Here is a 20,919-nt window from a genome sequence, read left to right on the forward strand (position 1 = left end):
TCAGCCCCCGATGTAGGACATCTCGATCTTGCGCAGGGCGGCCGTCTCGGCGGTGCGGATCTCCGAGTAGCGGTCGCCGCGGCCTTGCCAGATGTGGCCGATGGCAGCCGACAGCTCGGCGTCGCTACGACCGTTGCGCAGCAGTGTGCGCAGGTCGTGGCCGCTCTGGGCGAACAGGCAGGTATATAGGCGCCCCTCAGTGGACAGGCGGGCCCGCGTACAGGTGGAGCAGAAGGCCTGGGTGACCGAGGAGATCACGCCGATTTCGCCGGCGCCGTCCTTGTAGCGCCAGCGTTCCGCCACCTCGCCGGTGTAGTTGGGGTCGACAGGCTCCAGCGGGAACTCGGCGTGGATGCGCCGGACGACTTCGGCCGACGGCACCACGTCGTCCATGCGCCAGCCGTTGGAGCTGCCCACGTCCATGAACTCGATGAAACGCAGGATGTGGCCGCTGCCGCGGAAATGGCGGGCCAGCGGCAGGATCTCGTGGTCGTTGAGGCCGCGCTTGACGACCATGTTGATCTTGATCGGCCCGAGTCCGGCGGCGGTGGCGGCGTCGATGCCCTTCAGCACGTCGGTGACTGGCACGTCCATGTCGTTCATGGCGCGGAAGACGTCGTCGTCGAGGGAGTCCAGGCTGACGGTGACGCGCTTGAGGCCGGCGGCCTTCAGCACTGCCGCCTTCTTCGGCAGCAGGACGCCGTTGGTGGTGAGTGTAACCTCGATGCCCTGAATGGCGGCCAACTGGGCGACGAGTTGTTCCAGGTTGCGGCGCAGCAGCGGCTCACCGCCGGTCAGGCGGATCTTGCTGACGCCGTGGGCGGCGAAGAGGCGGGCCACGCGGGTAATTTCTTCGAAGGACAGCAGGGATTCCCGCGGCAGGAAGGTGTAGTCCTTGTCGAACACCGCCTTGGGCATGCAGTAGACGCAGCGGAAGTTGCAGCGGTCGGTGACCGAGATGCGGAGGTCCCGCACCGGCCGGCCCCGGCTGTCGAGCAGGTGGCCGGTCGGTGCGTTGAGCTCCCGCGGGATCTTGGGCAGTTGCCCGAGCAGGCGCTCGTCGGCGAGGGGAATGACTCTCTGGTTCATCTCTGTGCGGGACGGATACGGGCAGGCGCCGTTATACGACGCCCATTGGCCTGTGGCCTTGTTCTGGGGCAAGGCGCTGAGCGCCTTCCTGCAAAAATTATGGAGGGCGGTGCGGGGAAGGACAAGCCGGTTGTCGTGTGTTCTACACACCGCAACATCAAAAAACGCCGCCGTCTGCCGTTAAGGCCAGGGCGCTCGCCGCGACGAGCGGTATCCGCCGCATCTGTCAGCAAAGGAAAATGCATCATGAACAACTTGACGATTGGCAAGCGCCTGGCACTTGGATTCGGATTTGTGCTGGCGCTCGGTCTGTTCGTTGCGATAACGGTTTCTTACCACCTCGTGGAACTGCGTACCCGTTTCGGCGAATTTGAAGGCCGGATGGTGGCGCGGGAGAGGCTTGCTTATCAAGGGCAGGTAGCGCTCGGTGACGGCATTCACCATTTCAAGAATACGGTGCTTCGGGGCGGGGACTATCCGCAGAAATTCGCCGACAGCATGGCGGCGATCGACCGCATCGTCGGCGAGTATCGAGCCCTGGGGCCGATGAGCAGCGAGGCCCAGCGCGTCCTGGAGGAGATTGTTGCGGGCAGCCAGAAATATCGGGCGGTAATCGTGCAGGTCGTTGATATGCGGGCGAACGGTTCGACGGTGACCGATGTGGACAAGGCGATTGCCGGTGCCGACAAGCCCATTGGGGTGGCTTTTGCGAAGCTCCTGGAGCTGCAGTCGGCGGAAACCCGGCAGGCGCAGCAGGCTTTCGATGCGGAAGTGACATATACGCAGAGGGGGCTCGGCGCCGCCACGGCGCTGATGGTCCTGATCGGTGCGTTTGCCGCTTGGCGGATCAGCCGCAGTGTGAGCCGGCCTCTGGCCCAGGCCGTGGCGATCAGCCAGGCGGTGGCGGCAGGCAATCTGCCGGACCGGATCGAGGTGGCAAGCCGGGATGAGACCGGGCAATTGCTGCAATCCATGCAGCGCATGGTCGAGATGTTCAGAGGGTTTGCCGAGGCTCAGGCGGAAAACGCCCGGCAACATGAGGGGGGGATGGTCGAACATCGGATCGATGCCGGGTGTTTTCCAGGGGTCTATGGGACGATGGCCCACTCGATCAACGGTCTGGTGCAGACCCACATCGCAGTCAGCCGGCAGGTGGTCGAGGTCGTCAAGCGCTACGCGGTGGGCGATCTGTCGGTGGACATGGACCGCCTGCCGGGTCATCAGGCCCGTATCACCGAAGCCATGGATGGGGTGAAGGACTCGCTGCACAGCGTGAATGCGCAGATTCAGGCGCTGGTGGATGCGGCCGCTAATGGCGACTTCCAGGCGCGGGGCGATACTGCGGCCTTCCAGCACGAATTCCGGCGGATGATCGAGGGGCTGAACCGCCTGATGGAGGTCAGCGATGTCGGGCTGGGCGAGGTGTCGCGGATTCTCGAGGCGCTGGCGCGTGGCGACCTTACCCAGCGGATCGAGGGCGAGTACCACGGCGACTTTGGTCGCTTGAGAGATGATGCCAACACGACAGTGGCGCGTCTGCGGGAGGCGATCGGTGGCTTGCAGGGCGCTGCGGTCGCGATCAACACCGCGACCAAGGAGATTGCCGCTGGTAATGCAGATCTGTCCCGGAGGACGGAAGAACAGGCCAGCAGCCTTGAGGAGACCGCCAGTTCGATGGAGGAATTGAATGCCACGGTCAGGCAGAACGCCGACAACGCCCAGCGTGCGAACCTGTTGGCGAGCCAGTCCAACGATGCGGTGGTGCACGGCGGAGTAGCCGTGCAGCGCGTCGTGGCAACCATGGCGGATATCCGCGAGAGCTCGAGCAAGATTGCGGACATCATTGGCGTGATCGACGGTATCGCCTTTCAGACCAACATCCTGGCGCTGAACGCCGCCGTCGAGGCGGCCCGGGCTGGAGAGCAGGGGCGGGGATTTGCGGTAGTGGCGAACGAGGTCCGCGCGCTGGCGCAACGTAGTGCGGTGGCTGCGCGGGAGATCAAGGAGCTGATCGCCGTGTCCGTCGACAAGGTTGCCGGTGGCGCGAAGCAGGTGGATGAGGCGGGGACTGCGATGCAGGAGGTCGTGACGGCCTTCGGGCAGGTGGCCGAACTGCTGGCCGGGATCAGTGAGGCGAGCCGGGAGCAAAGCCAGGGAATCGAGCAGGTGACCCACGCCATCACCCGGATGGATGACGTGACCCAGCAGAATGCCGCATTGGTGGAACAGGCTGCCGCTGCTGCGGAAAGTCTGGAAAGTCAGGCCCAGGGATTGATGGAAGTCGTCGCCCGTTTCAAGCTGAGCGGGGTATCTGAAAGAACCCGGCGGGTGGGGTGAGTGGATGAGCCGGCGCCTTCCGCGGAGGGTGTGGATATTCCATATGCCCCCTGGCGTCGATGATAGGTCCTTGGTCTTGCGAAGCGTAGAGCCGTTAATCATCGACGGCGGCGTGGTTGCGCAGTTCCCGGCTTGCGTCTGTCTCCACGTCTAGCCGCTGGACGGGTGCAAGCTGGAGGACGGATCCGGGGCGCTGTGGGGGGCTCCTGGATCTCTCGGGTAATTTGCCCGACGTGTCCGGCAAAATTGCCCGACCCCGTGCTCGTGTGCTCCAGCCGCTGGAGGCGGCGCCTAGAATCCGGGCGAACGACAAAAAACAATTCCCAACCCCGTTCGCCTTTCTGGAGACTACCGATGAAACGTTCCCCTCGCCGCCAGCTTCTGCTGGGATTGGCCGCCGTCCTGCTCACCTGTCATCTACCGGCGCACGCCGACGAACAAATGGATGCGATCCACAAGCGGGGGCGGCTGAAGGTCGCGGTGTACAACAATTTCCCGCCCTATTCCGAGGGAGACAAGGGGATTGACGTGGAGTTGGGCCAGGCGCTGGCGGCCAAGCTGGGGCTGCAGGCCGAGATCATTGGCTTCAAGGCCGGCGACGATACGGGGGACGACCTCCGCAACATGGTCTGGAAAGGCCATTATCTGCGGGGCGAGCCGGCGGACGTGATGTTGCGCGTGCCGGTGGACCCAGTGTTCGCCAAGGACAACGAGCAGGCCCGCATCTTCGGTGCCTACCAGCAGGAGGTGATGGGCATGGCGCGGGTGGCCAGCCGCATCCCGGCGCCCAAGGGCTCTGCGGCGGTGGCCCTGGAGGTGTTTACCCGGGAGAAGATCGGTGTCGAGGGCGATACGCTGGCCGATTCCTTCCTGGGTAGCGTGCTGCAAGGGCGGCTGCGTTCCAACGTCACCCATTTCCGCTCCATCGGCGAGGCCGTCAAGGCCTTGCAGGACGACAGCGTGGCTGCTGTGATGGCGCCACTGGCCGAGCTGGAGGGCGCCTTGGTCGGCGAGCCCCGTTTTGCCGTCGAGGAGGCCAGGTTGGGCGAGCTGAACCCCAAGCGCTGGGCGATCGGCATGGCAGTAAAAGCCGACTCAGACGAGCTCGCCACGGCCCTCGGCGGTGCGCTTGCCGAGTTGCAGAAGGACGGCACCGTGGCAGCCATCTTCAAGCGCTACGGCGTGACCCCGCGCACCAACTGAGTACGCCCTTCGAGACCTGGACCGACAAATGCGCACCTACATCCGACTGCTCCCTGCCCTCTGTACTCTGGCGCTCGCGCCAGCCTTCGCCGCCGATATCGAGTGGCCAACCTACGGCCTCGACCTCAGCAACCAGCGTTACGCCACGCCGAGCCAAATCAACACCGGCAACGTGGGCGGACTCACCCGGGCGTGGGCTTACCGCAGCGGCGTCAAGGCCACCTTCCAGTCAACACCGCTCATGGTGGATCGCACCGTGTATCTGTCGTTGCCCTTCAACGGCGTGGTGGCGCTGGATGCGGTGACTGGTCGCCAACTGTGGCGCTACGAGCACCCGCGCAAGAAGGATTACCCGCTGTGCTGCGGGCCGGCCAACCGGGGCGTGGCGGTGGCGGACGGCAAGGTCTTCATCGGCACCGTGGATGCGCGGCTGGTGGCGCTGGATGCCAAGTCCGGCAAGGTGCTGTGGGACGTGGAGGTGGCCGATGCCGACAGTGCCCGGCAGGAATCCGTTTCCACCCTCACGGAGGCAGATCCGCTGCGCAAGGCCACCATTGCCGGGCAGTCCGGCGTGGGCATTGCCATGGCGCCCGTGGTGTACAAGGGCAAGGTGCTGATCGGGGTAACGGGCGTGGGCTACGGCCTGCACCTGGATTCCGACCGGGACGGAGCACCGCTGGGGGCGGTGGTGGGCTTTGCCGGCAACTACGGCCGGCCGGGCTTCCTGGCGGCCTTCGACGCGAACACCGGCAAGCGGGTGTGGCAGTTCGATACCGTTGCCCCGACCCACTGGGAAGGCGAGTTCCGCCGCAGCACGCCCGACGGCGTGCCGCTCCATCGGGATATCGAAAGTGAACGTGCCGACCTGTCCAAATACCCCGACGCGGCGCGCTATGGTGGCGGTTCGGCGTGGTCCACACCAGCCATCGATTCCGAGAATGGGCTGCTCTACTTCGGCACCGGCAATCCGTCGCCGCAGATGGACGGCACCTCGCGGCCCGGCGACAACCTGTACACCGTGTCGCTGGTGTGCCTGGACGTGGAGACGGGCAAGATCCGCTGGCATTACCAGCAAGTGCCCCACGATCAGTGGGGCTACGACGTGGCGAGCCCGGCGGTGCTGTTCGACTACCCCCACAACGGCAAGCTCGTGCCGGCGGTGGGCCAGGCCGCCAAGATCGGCTGGTACTACATCCACAACCGCCTCACGGGCGAGTTGCTGAAGAAGTCGGACGAGTTCGTCGTCCATCAGAACACCTTCACCAACCCCACGCCTGAAGGCCAGGTGATCCTGCCCGGTGTGCTGGGCGGCATCAACTGGTCGCCCACGTCGGTGGATGCCAAGAAACTGGTGGCCTACGTGCCGGCCATCCACTGGCCGGTGAAGTACACCAAGCGTGTGATCCCGGCCACGGAGGCCAAGCCCGCGGTGGAGTACACGACGCTTGAGCCGTTGATGGACGCTCCCCGCTGGGGCGTGCTGTCGGCCATCGACCTCGCCACCGGCAAGATGAAATGGCAGCACAAGACTGCCCAGCCCTTGGTGGGCGGGGTGCTGGCTACCACCGGAAACCTCGTCTTCATGGGCGAGGGAAACGGCCGCTTTAACGCTTACGACGCGGCCAACGGGCAGACGCTGTGGAGCGACCAGCTCGATGCCGGCGTCAATGCGCCGCCCATCACGTGGCAGATCGACGGTGTGCAGTACGTGGGCGTGGCAGCCGGCGGCAACCAGATCTTCGGCTACAAGGCCGGTGATACCTTCCAGGTCTACACCCTGAAGAAGTAAGGTCCGGCCCCAGGTACCTGGTCTCAGCCAATCAGCTTGAGCTTCATGGCCAGCCGGGCGAGCTCGAGGTCTGTGCGCACGCCGAGCTTGGTCTTGATCTGGTAGTGCACGTTCTGCACCGTCTTCGGGCTGATGTTGAGGATGTTGCCGATCTCCTCGACGCCTCGTCCGTCGAGGAGCAGGCGCAGGATCTCGAACTCCCGCGGGTTCAGCTCCTCGGCCGGATTGCTGGGGCCTTCCAGCAGGGTGAGCGCCATCTCCGGGGCGATGTCGGGGCTCAACACCTTTTCGCGCCGGGCGACCTTATACACCGCCTGGATCAGCACGTCCGGGCTGCTGCTCTTGGTCACGTAGCCCAGCGCCCCGGCACGGAGCGCCTGGGCGGCGAAAAGTGGGTCGCGGTGCATGCTGAAGACCAGGATGCAGGCTTCGGGCTGGCGCTGGAGGATGCGCCGGGTCAATTCGATGCCGCCCATGCCGGGCAGGGACAGATCGAGGATGGTGAGATCAGGCTGGTTTTCGCGGAGGATCTGCAGCGCCTCCTCGGCAGAGCCGGCTTCGGCTTCCACGCGCAGGTCGGTGCGGCGCTCGAGAAGGCGGCGGTAGCCTTCGCGGACCACCGCGTGGTCATCGACGAGCAGGATTCGGATCACAAGGGCTCCTTGGTGGTGGTCTCTTCGGCGTTCGCGAGGGGGAGACGCACGCTTACCAGTGTGCCTCGGTCCGGTGCCGGGGTGATACGCAGGGTGCCGCCCAGCGCGAGCACCCGCTCCTCCATGCCCAGCCGCCCGAAGCCGCCGGGCTGTTTGTCAGCCCGGCTGGCATCCTCCCCGTTGCGGACACCCTGGCCGTCGTCGCGGATCTCGAGGACCAGACCGGCCGGCTCCCGCCGCAGGCTCACGTCCACCTGGTCCGGCAGGCCATGGCGGACGGCGTTGGTGAGGCTTTCCTGGATGATCCGGTAGAGGCTCACGTTGATGTTGTCCGACAGGCCGTCGAGCCCGTTGTCGGCGGCGAGGGTGAAGCGGGTGTCGCGGCTGCGCTGGTTCCAGCCGGCGATGAGCTGCTGGAGGCTGGGCACCAGCCCGAACTCCTCGAGCCCGATGGGGCGCAGGCGGTGGAGGATCTGCTGCAGGGTTTCCATCATGTGGGCGACGGTCTTGACGATGGAATCCACACACGGGCGCAGGGCCGGGACGCTTTCGTCGGCCAGTTCCCGGGCGAAGGCCGCCTCGGCATTGAGGGATGCCAGGTACTGGCCGAACTCGTCGTGCAGCTCCCGGGCCAGGTGCTGGCGTTCTTCCTCGCGCACCGATAGCAGCCGGTGGGCGAGGCGCTGCTGGCTGTGGATGGTGCGGGCGAGGCGGTCGGCCAGGTGGTTGAAGCCCTCGGCGATGCGGTTGAGCTCGATGAGCGCGAAGCCGGGCATGCGGGCCTCGAGGTCGCCCCGTTCCATCCGGCCGAGGGTACCCAGGATTGCCTCCGATGGCGCCAGCGCGTTGCGTACTGGCCGATACACGAAGTAGCTGAAGAACAGGATCATGGTGCTCACTGCGACCAGATTGCCCAGCTTCAGGGCAAGTTCCAGCACCTCCCGTCCATAGTTTGGCGTGACCACCAGTTGTCCGCCGGTAATGCCCGGGTACTGTCCGATGCTGCCGCGGAACTCCGCACCGCTGCCGACGACCTGACGCATGAAGGCTTCCACCGGCGCAGGCAGGTCGATGGCCTCGGCAAAGCACTGGCGATGGGCGGTGTGGGTGTGAAAGTCGCTCATCTCGATGCAGAAATCGAGCACTTGCCCCATCGCCTTGAGGGCGGTGAGATCCAGGTTGAGCTCGGCGAGGGTGGCGTCGTAGGCAGAGTAATTGCGGTTGACCTCTTCGGTAATCAGCTGGCGGATCGCCATGCCCGTGCGCTGGATGTCATTGCGCACCCGGTAGCGCGCCTCCAGCAGCGTTACGACCGCGCCCAGCAGCAGCACGATCAGTGCGAACAGGCTGACGCGGACAAAGAGATGGTGCTTGAGGTCGAGGGGACGCAGGCGGGGGGCGGGGAGCATGGCGGGGCGGTCAAATTCGGTTGCCCCACAGGATGCCGCAAAACCGCCGGGGAAATTGCCCGACGTAAGACCGGAGCCATGGCCCGCGATCAGGCGATTCTGCTTGTGCTCACCGACGATGCCAGACCCCTGCGTCGGCGGGAGGCACCAAGAAAAGCTACGGTGATCTTCGCTGCTTTGCGGGCCCCCGTCTTGAATCTGACACGCCTGGGCATCAGTTATTCCCGAAGGGCGCGTTGTTCAAGTCCGAGGGGAACCGGTTCAACTCTGAGGTGAACTTGTTCGGGTTCGTACTGAAGCGGCTCACGTCCAAGGAGAACCCGCTCACCTTCGTGCTGAACCGGTTGCCGTCAGAGATGAACCGGTTCAGCTTGGAGATGAAGAGGTTACCCCCGGCGGTGAAATCACTGCCCCCGGCGCTGAAAAAGTCTAGGTGGGACCTGAGCCGGTTCAACCATGAGCTGAACTCCCTCCCTCTGCAGTCGGGCCGGAAGTGTCCGTCCGGTCGGCTGTACTGCGGAATGGGGTGGGCAGGTCGCGCGCATAGAACGTAGGCGGGGGCTGCGTGAGGAGGGCAGGGTGTAGATTAGCGGTGCGCTGGAGAGGGCTTGTGCGTACCGAGCGACGTCCGGCGTGGGGCACACGATTGGGGGGCGCATCGAACCCCCGACCTTGAGGTCGGTTTTACTTTTCAGCTCAAAAAAATGGGGGATCTCTCCCCCATCAAGATACACGTTGAAGTGCAGCCCCCGCGCCTTACGGCAGGAAGCGGTCGTGGTACTCGGTGGTCTGCGTGAACAAGCCGATGACTTCCGTGACGGGCATGCCGTCATCCAGCTTGCCCATCCAGTAGTCGAACCCGGCCGGCTCGGGGGTGCGTCCAAGCAGGCCGACGTAGTCCAGCGTCACGCCGACGGCCTGATCGGTCGCGGCCCGGGCTTCGGCGGACTGGGTGATCTCCAGCAACACGTCGCTGCGGCTGCTCCCGCCGGTCAGGCGGTCCTGCCAGTAGGTCTGCCCGGCCGTGTCCGGGGCCCGATCCAGCACGTGCTGGTAGAGCTGGCTCAGGAAGCCGGCGTTGTCGAGCCCGTCATACAGGCCCTTGAACTCGGCGCTGCCGGCAAAGTCCGCACCGATCGTGGCGAGGCTGTGGTCGCTCAGGCGTTCCGCCATCCAGTAGTCCATCCCGGCCTTGTCGGGCAGGCGACCGAAGGCGCCGAGGTAAAGCCGTGCGAGCCCCCCCGCGCCGCCCTGGAATTCCGGCGACTCAAGAAAGCGCAAGGCGACCTCGTCGCGGGTCAGCGTCCCTGAGCCGATCTGATCCATCCAGTAGTTCAGACCACCGCTTTCCGCTTCACGGAACAGGGTGTCGCGATAAAGCTGCATGACGAAGAACTTCGTGCTGCCGAAGACGTCGTTGTCCTTGGTGCCGACGGTCAAGCCATTGGCCGCTTCCAGCGCATCGGGGAACTGATCGTTGTCGCTGTCGCTGCTGCTGGTCGTGGCCCGATAGCCGGGTGCGCCCGGATCGCTGATCACGCCGTTCTTGACGCCGTCACTGTCGAACTCGCTCCCGTCGGTGATCTGGAAGTCCAGGCGCGTCTTGCCGCCTTCGATGACGACCTGGCCGCCGTATGGGGCGCTGGCCAGGTTGACCCAGTCGCCGGCCGCGTTCTGCTTCCAGTAGCCGTTGATGGGGATGCTGCCATCCACATACAGGCTGAAGTGCTCCGTCCCGCCGACGGTGGCAAGGTCCGCCTGGAAGCCGATCAGCCCCAGCGGCATGGCGAGGTCGGCGGGCTTGTCGGCCGGGGCGTCGAGCTGCTGAACGGCCTTGAGGACCGTGGGCGTGGCCTGGGTCGTATCGGTCTTGCCATTGATCGAGTCGCTGACCAGCGTCACGAAGACCGGCGGGGCGTCCCCCGGATGGCTCTGGGCGGTGTCGGTGTTGAGGAATGGTACCGACGTGACATTGGCCTGCTGGCCATCGGCGACCCCATCGCCGTTGCCATCCCCCGTGACACCGCCGGCCTCGAGTACCGGGACGAGCTGCTCCGTGGAGGACGGAACGTTGTCGCCGTCATCCGCGGTGTCGATGGTGACGGACAGGCTGGGGGAGGCGAGGCTGACGTTGCCGGCCGTGTCGAGGGCTTTGGCGGTCAGCGTATGGACACCGTTGTCCAGGGCACTGGCGGTGATGCTCCAGTTGCCACTGTCGTCCGCCACGGTCGAGCCGAGCAAGGTGGTGCCGTCGGTGTCGTAGAGGGCGACGGCCATGCCGGCCTGGGCGGTGCCGACGAAGGTCGGTGTCGTGCTGGAGGTCAGGTTGTCGCTGGAGGAGGTGCCGGTATCGCTGGCCGGGGTCATGTCCGGCGCGGAGGGGGCATTCGGTGCCAGCGTGGCCACCGTGATGGTGCGTGTCGCCGTGCTGCCGACGTTGCCGGCCACATCGGTCTGGGTTGCGCCGATCGTCTTGACGCCCTCGCCCATCGCCGCGATGTCGGCAGCGACCAGCGTGTAACTCCAGCTCGTGCCGTCGACGGTGGCTGTACGCGTGTTGCCCCCCAGGCTCAGTGCGACGGTGGCGCCGGCCTCGTTGCTGCCGGTGAGGGTGGTGCCGACCTCCTGTGCGTTGATGATGTCGTCGGCGGCAACGACGTGGATGTCCGGCGCCGCGGGCGCAAGGGTATCCACGACATAGTTGAGCGTGCTGGCGGTACCCGTACCGGTGTTGCCGGCCGCATCGGCCACGCCGGTGTTATCCAGCGTGATGAGGTTGCTGGTGTCCGTGACGCCGGCGGTCGGCGTGTAAGTCGCCGTCCAGGTGAGGCCGCCGTCGCTGGAGCCGACGGCGGACAGGGTGCCGTTGGCGACGCTCAGGTCGGCATTGCTGAAGCCACTCACCGCTTCGCTGAAGGTGACGGTGACGGTGGCCGTATCGCCGATCTTGAGGGCGCTGTCGGACAGCGCGATCGTTGCCGTCGGGCGCTGCGTGTCGATGGCGTAGTGGGCCGAATCGGTGCTGCCCGTGCCGGCATTGCCCGCCGCGTCGGTGATGCCGGCGTTGTCCAGCGTGATGAGGTTGCTGGCGTCCGTGACGTTGGCGGTCGGCGTGTAGATCGCCGTCCAGGTGGTCCCGCCGTCGTTGGAGCCGACGGCGGACAGGGTGCCGTTGGCAACGCTCAGGTCGGCATTGCTGAAACCACTCACCGCTTCGCTGAAGGTCACGGTGAGGGTGGCCGTCTCGCCGACCTTGAGGGCGCTGTCGGACAGCGCGATCGTCGCCGTCGGGCGCTGCGTGTCGATGGCGTAGTGGGCCGAATCGGTGGTGCCCGTGCCGGCATTGCCCGCCGCGTCGGTGATGCCGGCGTTGTTCAGCGTGATGACGTTGCTGGCATCCGTGACGTTGGCCGTCGGCGTGTAGATCGCCGTCCAGGTGGTCCCGCCGTCGTTGGAGCCGACGGCGGACAGGGTGCCGTTGGCGACGCTCAGGTCGGCATTGCTGAAGCCGGTGACCGCTTCGCTGAAGGTGACGGTGACGGTGGCCGTCTCGCCGACCTTGAGGGCGCTGTCGGACAGCGCAATCGTTGCCGTCGGGCGCTGCGTGTCGATGGCGTAGGGGGCCGAATCGGTGGTGCCGCTACCGGCATTGCCCGCCGCATCGGCCACGCCGGCGTTGTTCAGCGTAATGGCGTTGCTGGTGTCCGTGACGTTGGCGGTCGGCGTGTAGATCGCCGTCCAGGTGGTCCCGCCGTCGTTGGAGCCGACGGCGGACAGGGTGCCGTTGGCAACGCTCAGGTCGGCATTGCTGAAGCCGCTGACCGCTTCGCTGAAGGTCACGGTGACGGTGGCCGTCTCGCCGATCTTGAGGGCGCTGTCGGACAGCGCGATCGTCGCCGTCGGGCGCTGCGTGTCGATGGCGTAGGGGGCCGAGTCGGTGCTGCCCGTGCCGGCATTGCCCGCCACGTCGGTGAGGCCGGCGTTGTTCAGCGTGATGACGTTGCTGGCGTCCGTGACGTTGGCGGTCGGCGTGTAGATCGCCGTCCAGGTGGTCCCGCCGTCGCTGGAGCCGACGGCGGACAGGGTGCCGTTGGCAACGCTCAGGTCGGCATTGCTGAAGCCGGTGACCGCTTCGCTGAAGGTGACGGTGACGGTGGCCGTGTCGCCGACCTTGAGGGCGGTGTCGGACAGCGCGATCGTTGCCGTCGGACGCTGCGTGTCGACGGCGTAGTTGGCCGAATCGACGCTCCCCGAGCCGGCGTTGCCGGCCGCATCCGAAATGCCGGTGTAGTCCAGCGTGAGGGCGTTGGTCGCGGCGGTGGTGGCCGCTGTCGGGGTCAGCGTGGCGGTCCAGGTGAGGCCGCCGTCGTTGCTGCTGAGGTTGGACAGGCTGCCATTGGCGACCGTCACGTCGGCAGTCGTAAAGCCGGTGACGGCTTCCGTGAAGGCGAAGGTGACGGTGGCCGTGTCGCCGACCTTGAGGGCCGTATCCGAGATCGCGATGCTTGAGGCGAGGGTCGGGCGCACGGTATCGACCGCGTAGCTGGCACTGTCGGCCGTGCCGGTGCCGGCATTGCCGGCCGCGTTGACGATGCCGGTGTAGTCCAGCGTGAGGACGTTGCTGGCCGCGGTGGCGCCGGCGGCCGGGGTCAGCGTGGCGGTCCAGGTGAGGCCGCCGTCGCTGCTGCTGAGCTTGGAGAGGCTGCCATTGGCGACCGTCACGTCGGCGGTCGTGAAGCCGCTGACGGCTTCCGTGAAGGCGAAGGTGACGGTGGCGGTGTCGCCGATCTTGAGGGCCGTGTCCGAGATCGTGATGCTTGAGGTGAGGCTCGGGCGCACGGTATCGATGGCGTAGTTCGGCGAATCGACGGTCCCCGAACCGGCATTGCCCGCCAGGTCGGTGATGCCGGTGCTGTCCAGCGTGAGCGCGTTGGTGGCGTCCGTGATGCTGGCCGTCGGGGTCAGCGTGGCGGTCCAGGTCGTGCCGCCGTCGCTGCTGCTGAGCTTGGAGAGGCTGCCATTGGCGACCGTCACATCGGCCGCGGTGAAGCCGGTGACGGCTTCCGTGAAGGCGAAGGTGACGGTGGCCGTGTCGCCGATCTTGAGGGCCGTGTCGGAAATCGCGATGGTCGACGCGAGGCTCGGGCGCACCGTGTCGATCGCATAGTTGCCACTTTTAACCGTGCCGGTGCCGGCATTGCCGGCCGCGTTGGTCACCCCCGTGTAGTCCAGCGTGAGGACGTTGGTCGCGGCGGTGGTGCCGGCCGCCGGGGTCAGCGTGGCGGTCCAGGTCGTGCCGCCGTCACTGCTGCTGAGATTGCTGAGGGTGCCATGGGACACCGTCACGTCGGCGGTGGTGAAACCGCTGACCGCATCCATGAAAGTGAAGGTGACGGTGGCGGTATCGCCGATCTTGAGCGCCGTGTCGGAAATCGCGATGCTTGAGGCGAGGGTCGGGCGCTGCGTGTCGATGGCGTAGTTCGGCGAATCGACGGTCCCCGAACCGGCATTGCCGGCCGCATCGCTGATACCGGTGTAGTCCAGCGTAAGGATGTTGGTGGTGTCAGCGACATTGTCCGTCGGGGTCAGCGTGGCGGTCCAGGTGGTGCCGCCGTCGCTGCTGCTGAGCTTGGAGAGGCTGCCATTGGCGACCGTCACATCGGCCACGGTGAAGTCGCTGACGGCTTCCGTGAAAGCGAAGGTGACGGTGGCGGTATCGCCGATCTTGAGCGCCGTATCCGAAATCGTGATGTCCGACGCAAGGGTCGGGCGCACCGTATCGATCGCGTAGTTGGCACTGTCGAGGGTGCCGGTGCCGGCATTGCCGGCCGTGTCGGTCACCCCCGTGTAGTCCAGCGTGATGACGTTGGTCGCCGAGCTGATGCTGGCATCGGGGGTCAGCGTGGCGGTCCAGGTGATGCCGCCGTCCGACGAACTCAAGCCGCTGATCTTGCCGTTATCTGCAAGCAGATCGGCGGTGGTGAAGCCGCTGACCGCCTCCGTGAAGGTGAAGGTGACGGTGGACGTGTCGCCGATCTTGAGCGCCGTATCGGACAGCGAAATCGTCGCGGTCGGACGCTGCGTGTCGACGGCGTAGTTGGCCGAATCGACAGTGCCCGAGCCGGCGTTGCCGGCGGCATCACTGATGCCGGTGTAGTCCAGCGTGATGACGTTGGTCGCCGCGGTGGTGCTGGCACTGGGCGTCAGCGTGGCGGTCCAGGTCGTGCCGCCATCACTGCTGCTGAGGTTGGAGAGCGTGCCATGGGGCACTGTCACGTCGGCGGTGGTGAAGCCGCTGACCGCTTCCGTGAAGGTGAAGGTGGCCGTGGCGGTGTCGCCGATCTTGAGCGCCGTGTCCGAGATCGTGATGGCCGATGCCAGGCTCGGGCGCAGCGTGTCGATCTTGTAGTTCGGCGAATTGCTTGTCCCTGTGCCGGCATTGCCGGCCAGGTCGGCGATGCCGGTGTTGTCCAGGGTGAGGATGTTGGTGGCGTCCTCGATGTCGGCCGTCGGCGTCAGGGTTGCCGTCCAGGTGGTGCCGCCGTCACTGCTGCTGAGCTTGGAGAGGTCGCCATTGGCGACCGTCACGTCGGCGGTGGTGAAACCGCTGACCGCTTCCGTGAAGGTGAAGGTCACCGTCGAGGTGTCGCCGACCTTGAGTGCCGTGTCGGACAGCTTGATGGCACTGGCCAGGGCGGGCGCCGTGTCGTCGATCTCCACGGTGGTGGCCGGGGATGTCGCGCTGACATTGCCGGTCACGTCGGTCACTTCGAGGGTGACGCTGTGCGTACCGGCACTCAGGCTCGAACTGGTGACCGACCACTTGCCCAAGGCGTCGGCGGTCGTGGTGCCGATGACGGTCTTGCCGTCGGTATCGAACAGCTTGACGGCGGCGAAGGCTTCGGTCGAGCCGGAGAAGTCCAGGGTGGTGAGATTGGTGATGCCGTCCGAGCTGGAGACACCGGAGTCGGAGCTGGCGGACAGCGTGGGCGCGGCCGGTGTCGTGGGGACCGTGGTGTCGACGGTCACGCTGAGCGCAGAGGAGGCCGCGCTGGTGTTGCCGCCGGCATCGGTGGCCTTGGTGGTGAGGGTGTGGCTGCCCTCGCTCAGGGTGCTGCTGGTGATGGACCAGTTGCCCTTGCCATCGGCGGTCGCCGTGCCCAGCACGGTGCTGCCGTCGGTGTCGTAGAGGGTGACGGTGGAATTGGCTTCGGCGGTGCCGGTGACGGTGGGCGTGGTGGCGTTGGTGAGCTTGTCGGTGCTGGAGCTGCCGGTGTCGCTGCCGCTCGCCAGGTCCGGCGTGCCGGGGCTGCTCGGTGCGGTGGTGTCGAGGGTGACCGTCAGCTCTCCGCTGGCGACGCTGGTGTTGCCCGCCGTGTCCACCGCCTTGGTGGTGAGGGTGTGGCTGCCCTCGCTCAAGGTGCTGCTGGTGATGGACCAGTTGCCGCTGCCGTCGGCGGTCGCCGTGCCCAGCACGGTGCTGCCGTCGGTGTCGTAGAGGGTGACGCTGGAATTGGCTTCGGCCGTGCCGGTGAAGGTCGGCGTGGTGCTCTTGGTGATGTTGTCAGCGTTACTCGAGCCGGTGTCGCTCGCGCTATCCAGGTCGGGCGTACTGGGGGCGCTGGGGGCGGTGGTGTCGAGCACATACGCCTGGGAGGCGATCGTGCCGGCGTTGCCCGCGGTATCGACCACACGGACCTTGAGCGTATCGCTGCTGGTCAGGGTCAGGCCACTCAGGCTCCAGGTGTTCGAACCGGTGGACGCGGTGGCAACCGTCCAGGTGCTGCCGTTGTCGAGCGAGACTTCGACAGTCTCGTCGGCGGCGAGGTTGGCGCTGATGGTGCCTGAAAGGGTTTGCGCCGCGGTCCGCGTAATGAAATCGCTGGCTGAACTGCCCGTGTCGGCCGAGAAGGTGATGCTCGAGACGGTGGTGGTGGGTGCCGTCGTATCGATGGTGACGGACAAGCCGGCAGATGCACTGCTGACATTGCCGGCCGTGTCGGTGGCCTTGGTGGTGAGGGTGTGGCTGCCCTCGCTCAGGGTGCTGCTGGTGATGGACCAGTTTCCGCTGCCGTCGGCCGTGGCGGTGCCCAGTACGGTGGTGCCATCGGTGTCGTAGAGGGTGACGGTGGCGTTGGCTTCCGCCGTGCCGCTCAGGGTCGCGGTGCTGTTCTTGGTGAGGGCGTCGCTGTTCGAGCTGCCCGAATCGCTTCCAGCATCAAGGTTCGGCGCCGAGGGGGCGGCGGGGGCAGCAGTATCGATCGTGACCGTCAGCGTGCTGGATGCCGGGCCGATGTTGCCAGCGACGTCGAGCTCTTTTGCCAGGAGTACATGGTCACCATCGCTTAAAGCACCGAGGTTGTATTCCCAATGGCCGGTGCCGTCAGCCTGGATCGTATCCAGCAAGAATGCCCCGTTGTCATCATAGAGGCTGATATACGAGTTCGCATCGGCACCGTCACCCGTGATGAGCGGATTACTGCTGGACGTGATGTGATCACTGTTGGAGGCACCACTATCGTCGCTGCTGCTGAGTGCGGGGGCATTCGGTGCCGAAGTCGGCGCAGTGGTATCGATGGTGACGCTGAGGGTAGACGACAGCGCGCTCGTATTGCCGGCCGCATCGGAGACCTTAGTTCCAATCGCATGGACGCCTTCGGCGAGCTTGATGCTCGTGATGCTCCATTTGCCGGAGCCATTGATCGTGCCGGAGCCCAGCAAGGTGGTGCCATCGGTGTCGTACAAGCTTACCGTATCGCCCGCAGAGCCTGTGCCCGCGAAGGTCGGACTGGTCTTGTTGGTGATGTTGTCGTTGTTGAAGAAGCCGCTGTCGGTTCCCGGTGTCAGGTCCGGCGATGAGACACTCGGCGCGGTGGTGTCGATGGTGATCGTCAGCGCGCTGCTGGCGGTGCTGATGTTGCCTGCCGCATCCACCGCCTTGGTGGTCAGGGTGTGGTTACCCTCGGTGAGCATGGCGCTGGTGATGCTCCAGTTGCCGCTGCCGTCGGTGGTGGCGGTGCCCAGTACGGTGGTGCCGTCGGTGTCGTAGAGGGTGACGGTGCTGCCTGCTTCGGCGGTGCCGGTGAGGGTCGGCGTGGTGTTGCGGGTGATGTTGTCGGTGCTGGAACTGCCGCTATCGCTGGCGCTATCCAGGTCTGGGGTGCTGGGTGCGCTGGGGGCGGTGGTGTCGATGGTGACGGACAAGGACGACGAGGCGGCACTGACGTTGCCGACGGCATCGGTGGCCTTGGTGGTCAGGGTGTGCATACCATCGCTCAGGGTGCTGCTGGTGATGCTCCAGTTGCCGCTGCCGTCGGCGGTGGCGGTGCCCAGCACGGTAGTGCCGTCGGTGTCGTAAAGGGTGACAGTCGCGTTGGCTTCGGCTGTACCGGTCAAAGTCGGTGTGGTGACGCTTGTGATGTTGTCAGTGCTGGAACTACCGCTGTCACTGTTTAGATTGGGCGTGCTGGGCGCATTGGGCGCGAGGGTGTCGAAGGTGAGGCTTGGTGTGGAGCCTGCACCACCGTTGTTGCCGGCGGCGTCAGTGTAGGTGCTGCTGGCGACGGTAATGCTGGCAGTACCCCCATTGGTGCTGGCCGTGGGCGTGAAGGTGGCGCTGCGGGTCAGGCCCGAGCCTGAAATTGCGCCCAGGGTACCGCCCGTGACGACTACGTCACCACTGCTGCCGTCCCAGGCAAAGGTGTTGCCAGGGTCTTCGCTGAAGGTGAAGGTGATGGTGGCGGTTTCCCCCGCTTTCAAGCTCGACACATCACTGGTGATGGCCAGCGTGGGGGGCGTATGGTCAAAGGTATAAACCTCACCACTGCTAAAGCCACTCGTGATCGCGTTGCTTGCCGTGTCAGTAATGCCAGTACCTGAACCATTCAAGTCCAACCGCAAGGTTCCATCGCCCGTGATGCTACTGACCGTCACCGTGTACGTGTCACCGCTACCGGTTACCCCGGAAACGGTTCCATTGGCGCTGCCCACCTTGGTGAGCGTGAAGTCGCTCGCATCGACCCCGGTTACGCTTTCCGCAAACTTGACGGTGTATTGAACGCTGACAGCATTCGAATTGGCGCTGTTTACGCGAGCGATGGTACTGACCGTGGGAGGGGTCGTATCCGTGTCATCGTCAACAATGGTACCGGTGGCAGAGGGCGTACTCAGCGTCGCATTGGACGGACTGGACAGAGTCAGCGTGAAGGTCTCGTCCGTTTCAGCAGTAGTATCACCAGTAATCGCGACGGTGATCGTCTTGCTCGTTTCTCCGGCTGCGAAGTTAAGCGTGCCGCTCGTTGCGGTGTAATCGCTGCCCGCGGTGGCGGTTCCGTTAGATGTGGCGTAATTGACCGATATTGGTTTGCCGGAAGCAGCGCTGAGGGACACAGTGAACGTCATGTTGCTGGTGCCGCTGTTGCCTTCAGCCTGGCTTACATTGGCAATCGAGATCGTCGGTGTTGCATCGTCGTCAGTAATGGTTACGGTCTGCTGCTGGGTACCGTTCGAGGTTGCGTTGTCACCCCCGCTAACCCCTGTAATGTCGAGGATGACCGTCTCGTCGAATTCATTCAAGGAGTCCTGAACGGCGGTGACTGTCGTCGTACCCGTGGTCTGGCCTGCCTTGATGGTGATGGTATTTGAGGCCAGGGTGTAATCAGTGCCATTGCCGCTAGCCGTCCCTGTGGCGGTTAGCGTAACCACGGTGTCGGTGCTGGCTGCCGCACTCAAAGTCGCTGTGACGGTGGAACTGCCGGCGGCTTCAGCAATGCTCTGGTGGTCGACAGAGAGGCTGACTGTGGGGGGGGAGATGACGGTAATCGACCCCATGGATTTATTGAAGGCCGTGCCATCCGTCCCGGATTGCCCTGCGGCGATACCGCCCTTGCCACCTCCTGCTGTGTTACCTGTGCCCAACGAATCACTGGTGCTTTTATCTATGGTGACTGTGCCGCCATTATTTGAAAGACCGCCGACTGCATACCCGCCGTTGCCGCCTGGCTTACTCTTGTAACCGCTGCCGCCGCCGCCGCCGCCGCCGCCGCCGGCGGCAATATTGTTGACGATGGAACTCGTGGTGATCTTCAAGGTTCCGGTGTTGTAGATGCCGCCGACTGCATTCCCGCCAGCGCCGCCCTTGCCGCTATAGCCTGCACCGCCACCGCCACCGCCAATGGTCAGGCCGCCGCCCGCGTTGGCCGTACCCCCGCTTCCACCCGAGATGTAGGAGCCGCCAGACCCGCCCGCACCACCCAACGATCCACCACCGCTCCCCCCGGGGGCTGAAACCGTAGCGCCGGCGCCTCCGTTACCCGCAGTACCGGTGGCTCCCGCATTCTGGCCTTTGTAAGCGGAGCCGCCTTTGCCGCCAGCTGTTGTGCTGTAACCGCCGCCACCACCGCCGCCACCGCCACCGCCAGTGGCCATGCCGCCACCGCCACCGCCCCCCGCAGCCTTGCTATTGCTGATGGTGCTTCCGGATATGGTCAGAGTGCCGGCGTTATAAATTGCGGCGCCCAAGGCATTGCCTCCTGCCCCACCTACATCATTTGCATCAGCTCCGCCAATACCCGCATCGCCACCATTCCCGGATATAAAGCCGTTGGTGATCGTCAGGTCTTGAATGGCTACCGAGCCGGCGGTGACATGGACTACCTGCGTCAGGTTCTTTCCATCCAGCTTATGGTTTCCACCGACGATGGTAATGGTATGACCATCAGTGATGTTAAGCGTGATCGTATCGCTTGCTGTAGCAAAGGCAATGTCACTGGTTAGAGTGATGGTGTCATCGGCGCCATTGCTTATATCCGTGGCAATTGCAGTTTTCAGTTCAGCTAGCGTACTGACGCTCTGGGTCGCCAGCATATGCCCATAGGTGGCCAGCTTTTGCACATCCAACGTTGGAACTGAGTCAATAGTGCCGGTTGCAACTTCCAGGTTCCAGTCTCCCCCCAGACTGGCCGCGCCAGTATCGTTGGTGGAGGCCGCCACATCCGCCCCCGTTGCGGCAGCCAAGGCCTGAATGAATGCCTGCCCGTCGGTGCCGGAGCCTGCATCGCAACCATACAGGGCGATATCGCCGTCAGCGCTCAGGGCCTGTCCGATGCTGTGCAATTCGTCGGCGTATTGCGCCAGGTTGCCGCCATGCAAAGGTGCGTTGCCCAGCAGCACCATGCCGTGATCGCCGTGCGACACGATGCTGATGGAGTCGATGCCACTCATGCCCTTGAGTGCGTCAGCGATTTGTTTGACCCCATCCCGGTTTTTGTCGAGCACGATTACCATTACGCCAGGCTCGGCAGCATCGACTATCTTTTGATAGTCAGGCAGGCGGCTGTCAACCACCAGCACCTTTTTCACTACATAATTGTTGTCATCTGCTGTCGAATCGATGTCTTGGGTATTGCTCGTTTCCGGGGCATTCATTACGGGTTCGTCC

7 protein-coding genes are annotated in these 20,919 nt (G+C 65.0%); 3 read left to right on the forward strand and 4 right to left on the reverse strand.

All coding sequences use genetic code 11. The annotated features are described in order from the left end of the window. Positions 1–1,089, reverse strand: coding sequence for a GTP 3',8-cyclase MoaA (gene moaA / locus AC1PPK_RS10975; protein WP_481117856.1), 1,089 nt, complete (start codon positions 1,087–1,089; stop codon positions 1–3). Positions 1,090–1,335: 246 nt separating this feature from the next. Between moaA and AC1PPK_RS10980 the strand changes: the two genes are divergently transcribed. The 3 genes from AC1PPK_RS10980 to AC1PPK_RS10990 all read left to right on the forward strand — a co-directional run bounded on the left by AC1PPK_RS10980 (position 1,336) and on the right by AC1PPK_RS10990 (position 6,418). Next, positions 1,336–3,426, forward strand: a complete 2,091-nt coding sequence (locus AC1PPK_RS10980; RefSeq protein ID WP_481117857.1) for a methyl-accepting chemotaxis protein — start codon at positions 1,336–1,338, stop codon at positions 3,424–3,426. Positions 3,427–3,780: 354 nt separating this feature from the next. Continuing rightward, positions 3,781–4,629, forward strand: coding sequence for a substrate-binding periplasmic protein (locus AC1PPK_RS10985; protein ID WP_481117858.1), 849 nt, complete (start codon positions 3,781–3,783; stop codon positions 4,627–4,629). Positions 4,630–4,657: 28 nt separating this feature from the next. Further along, entirely contained in the window at positions 4,658–6,418 is a 1,761-nt protein-coding gene (locus AC1PPK_RS10990) for an outer membrane protein assembly factor BamB family protein (RefSeq protein WP_481117859.1), read from the forward strand. 23 nt (positions 6,419–6,441) lie between these two features. Here the strand turns inward: AC1PPK_RS10990 and AC1PPK_RS10995 are convergent, their stop codons facing one another. From AC1PPK_RS10995 to AC1PPK_RS11005, 3 genes are all read right to left on the reverse strand, one after another. Next, a complete protein-coding gene (locus tag AC1PPK_RS10995; protein ID WP_481117860.1) occupies positions 6,442–7,071 on the reverse strand; it encodes a response regulator in 630 nt (209 codons plus the stop codon). After that, on the reverse strand, positions 7,068–8,480 hold the full coding sequence (locus tag AC1PPK_RS11000) for a HAMP domain-containing sensor histidine kinase (protein WP_481117861.1): 1,413 nt from the start codon (positions 8,478–8,480) through the stop codon (positions 7,068–7,070). Before AC1PPK_RS11000 ends, AC1PPK_RS10995 begins: the two co-directional genes overlap by 4 nt. Before the next feature lie 756 nt (positions 8,481–9,236). After that, positions 9,237–20,906 carry an Ig-like domain-containing protein gene (locus AC1PPK_RS11005; protein WP_481117862.1) on the reverse strand — a complete coding sequence of 3,890 codons (11,670 nt, stop codon included), beginning with the start codon at positions 20,904–20,906 and terminating at the stop codon, positions 9,237–9,239. Positions 20,907–20,919: the final 13 nt, after the last annotated feature.

The organism is Zoogloea sp. JDB1, assembly GCF_056724025.1.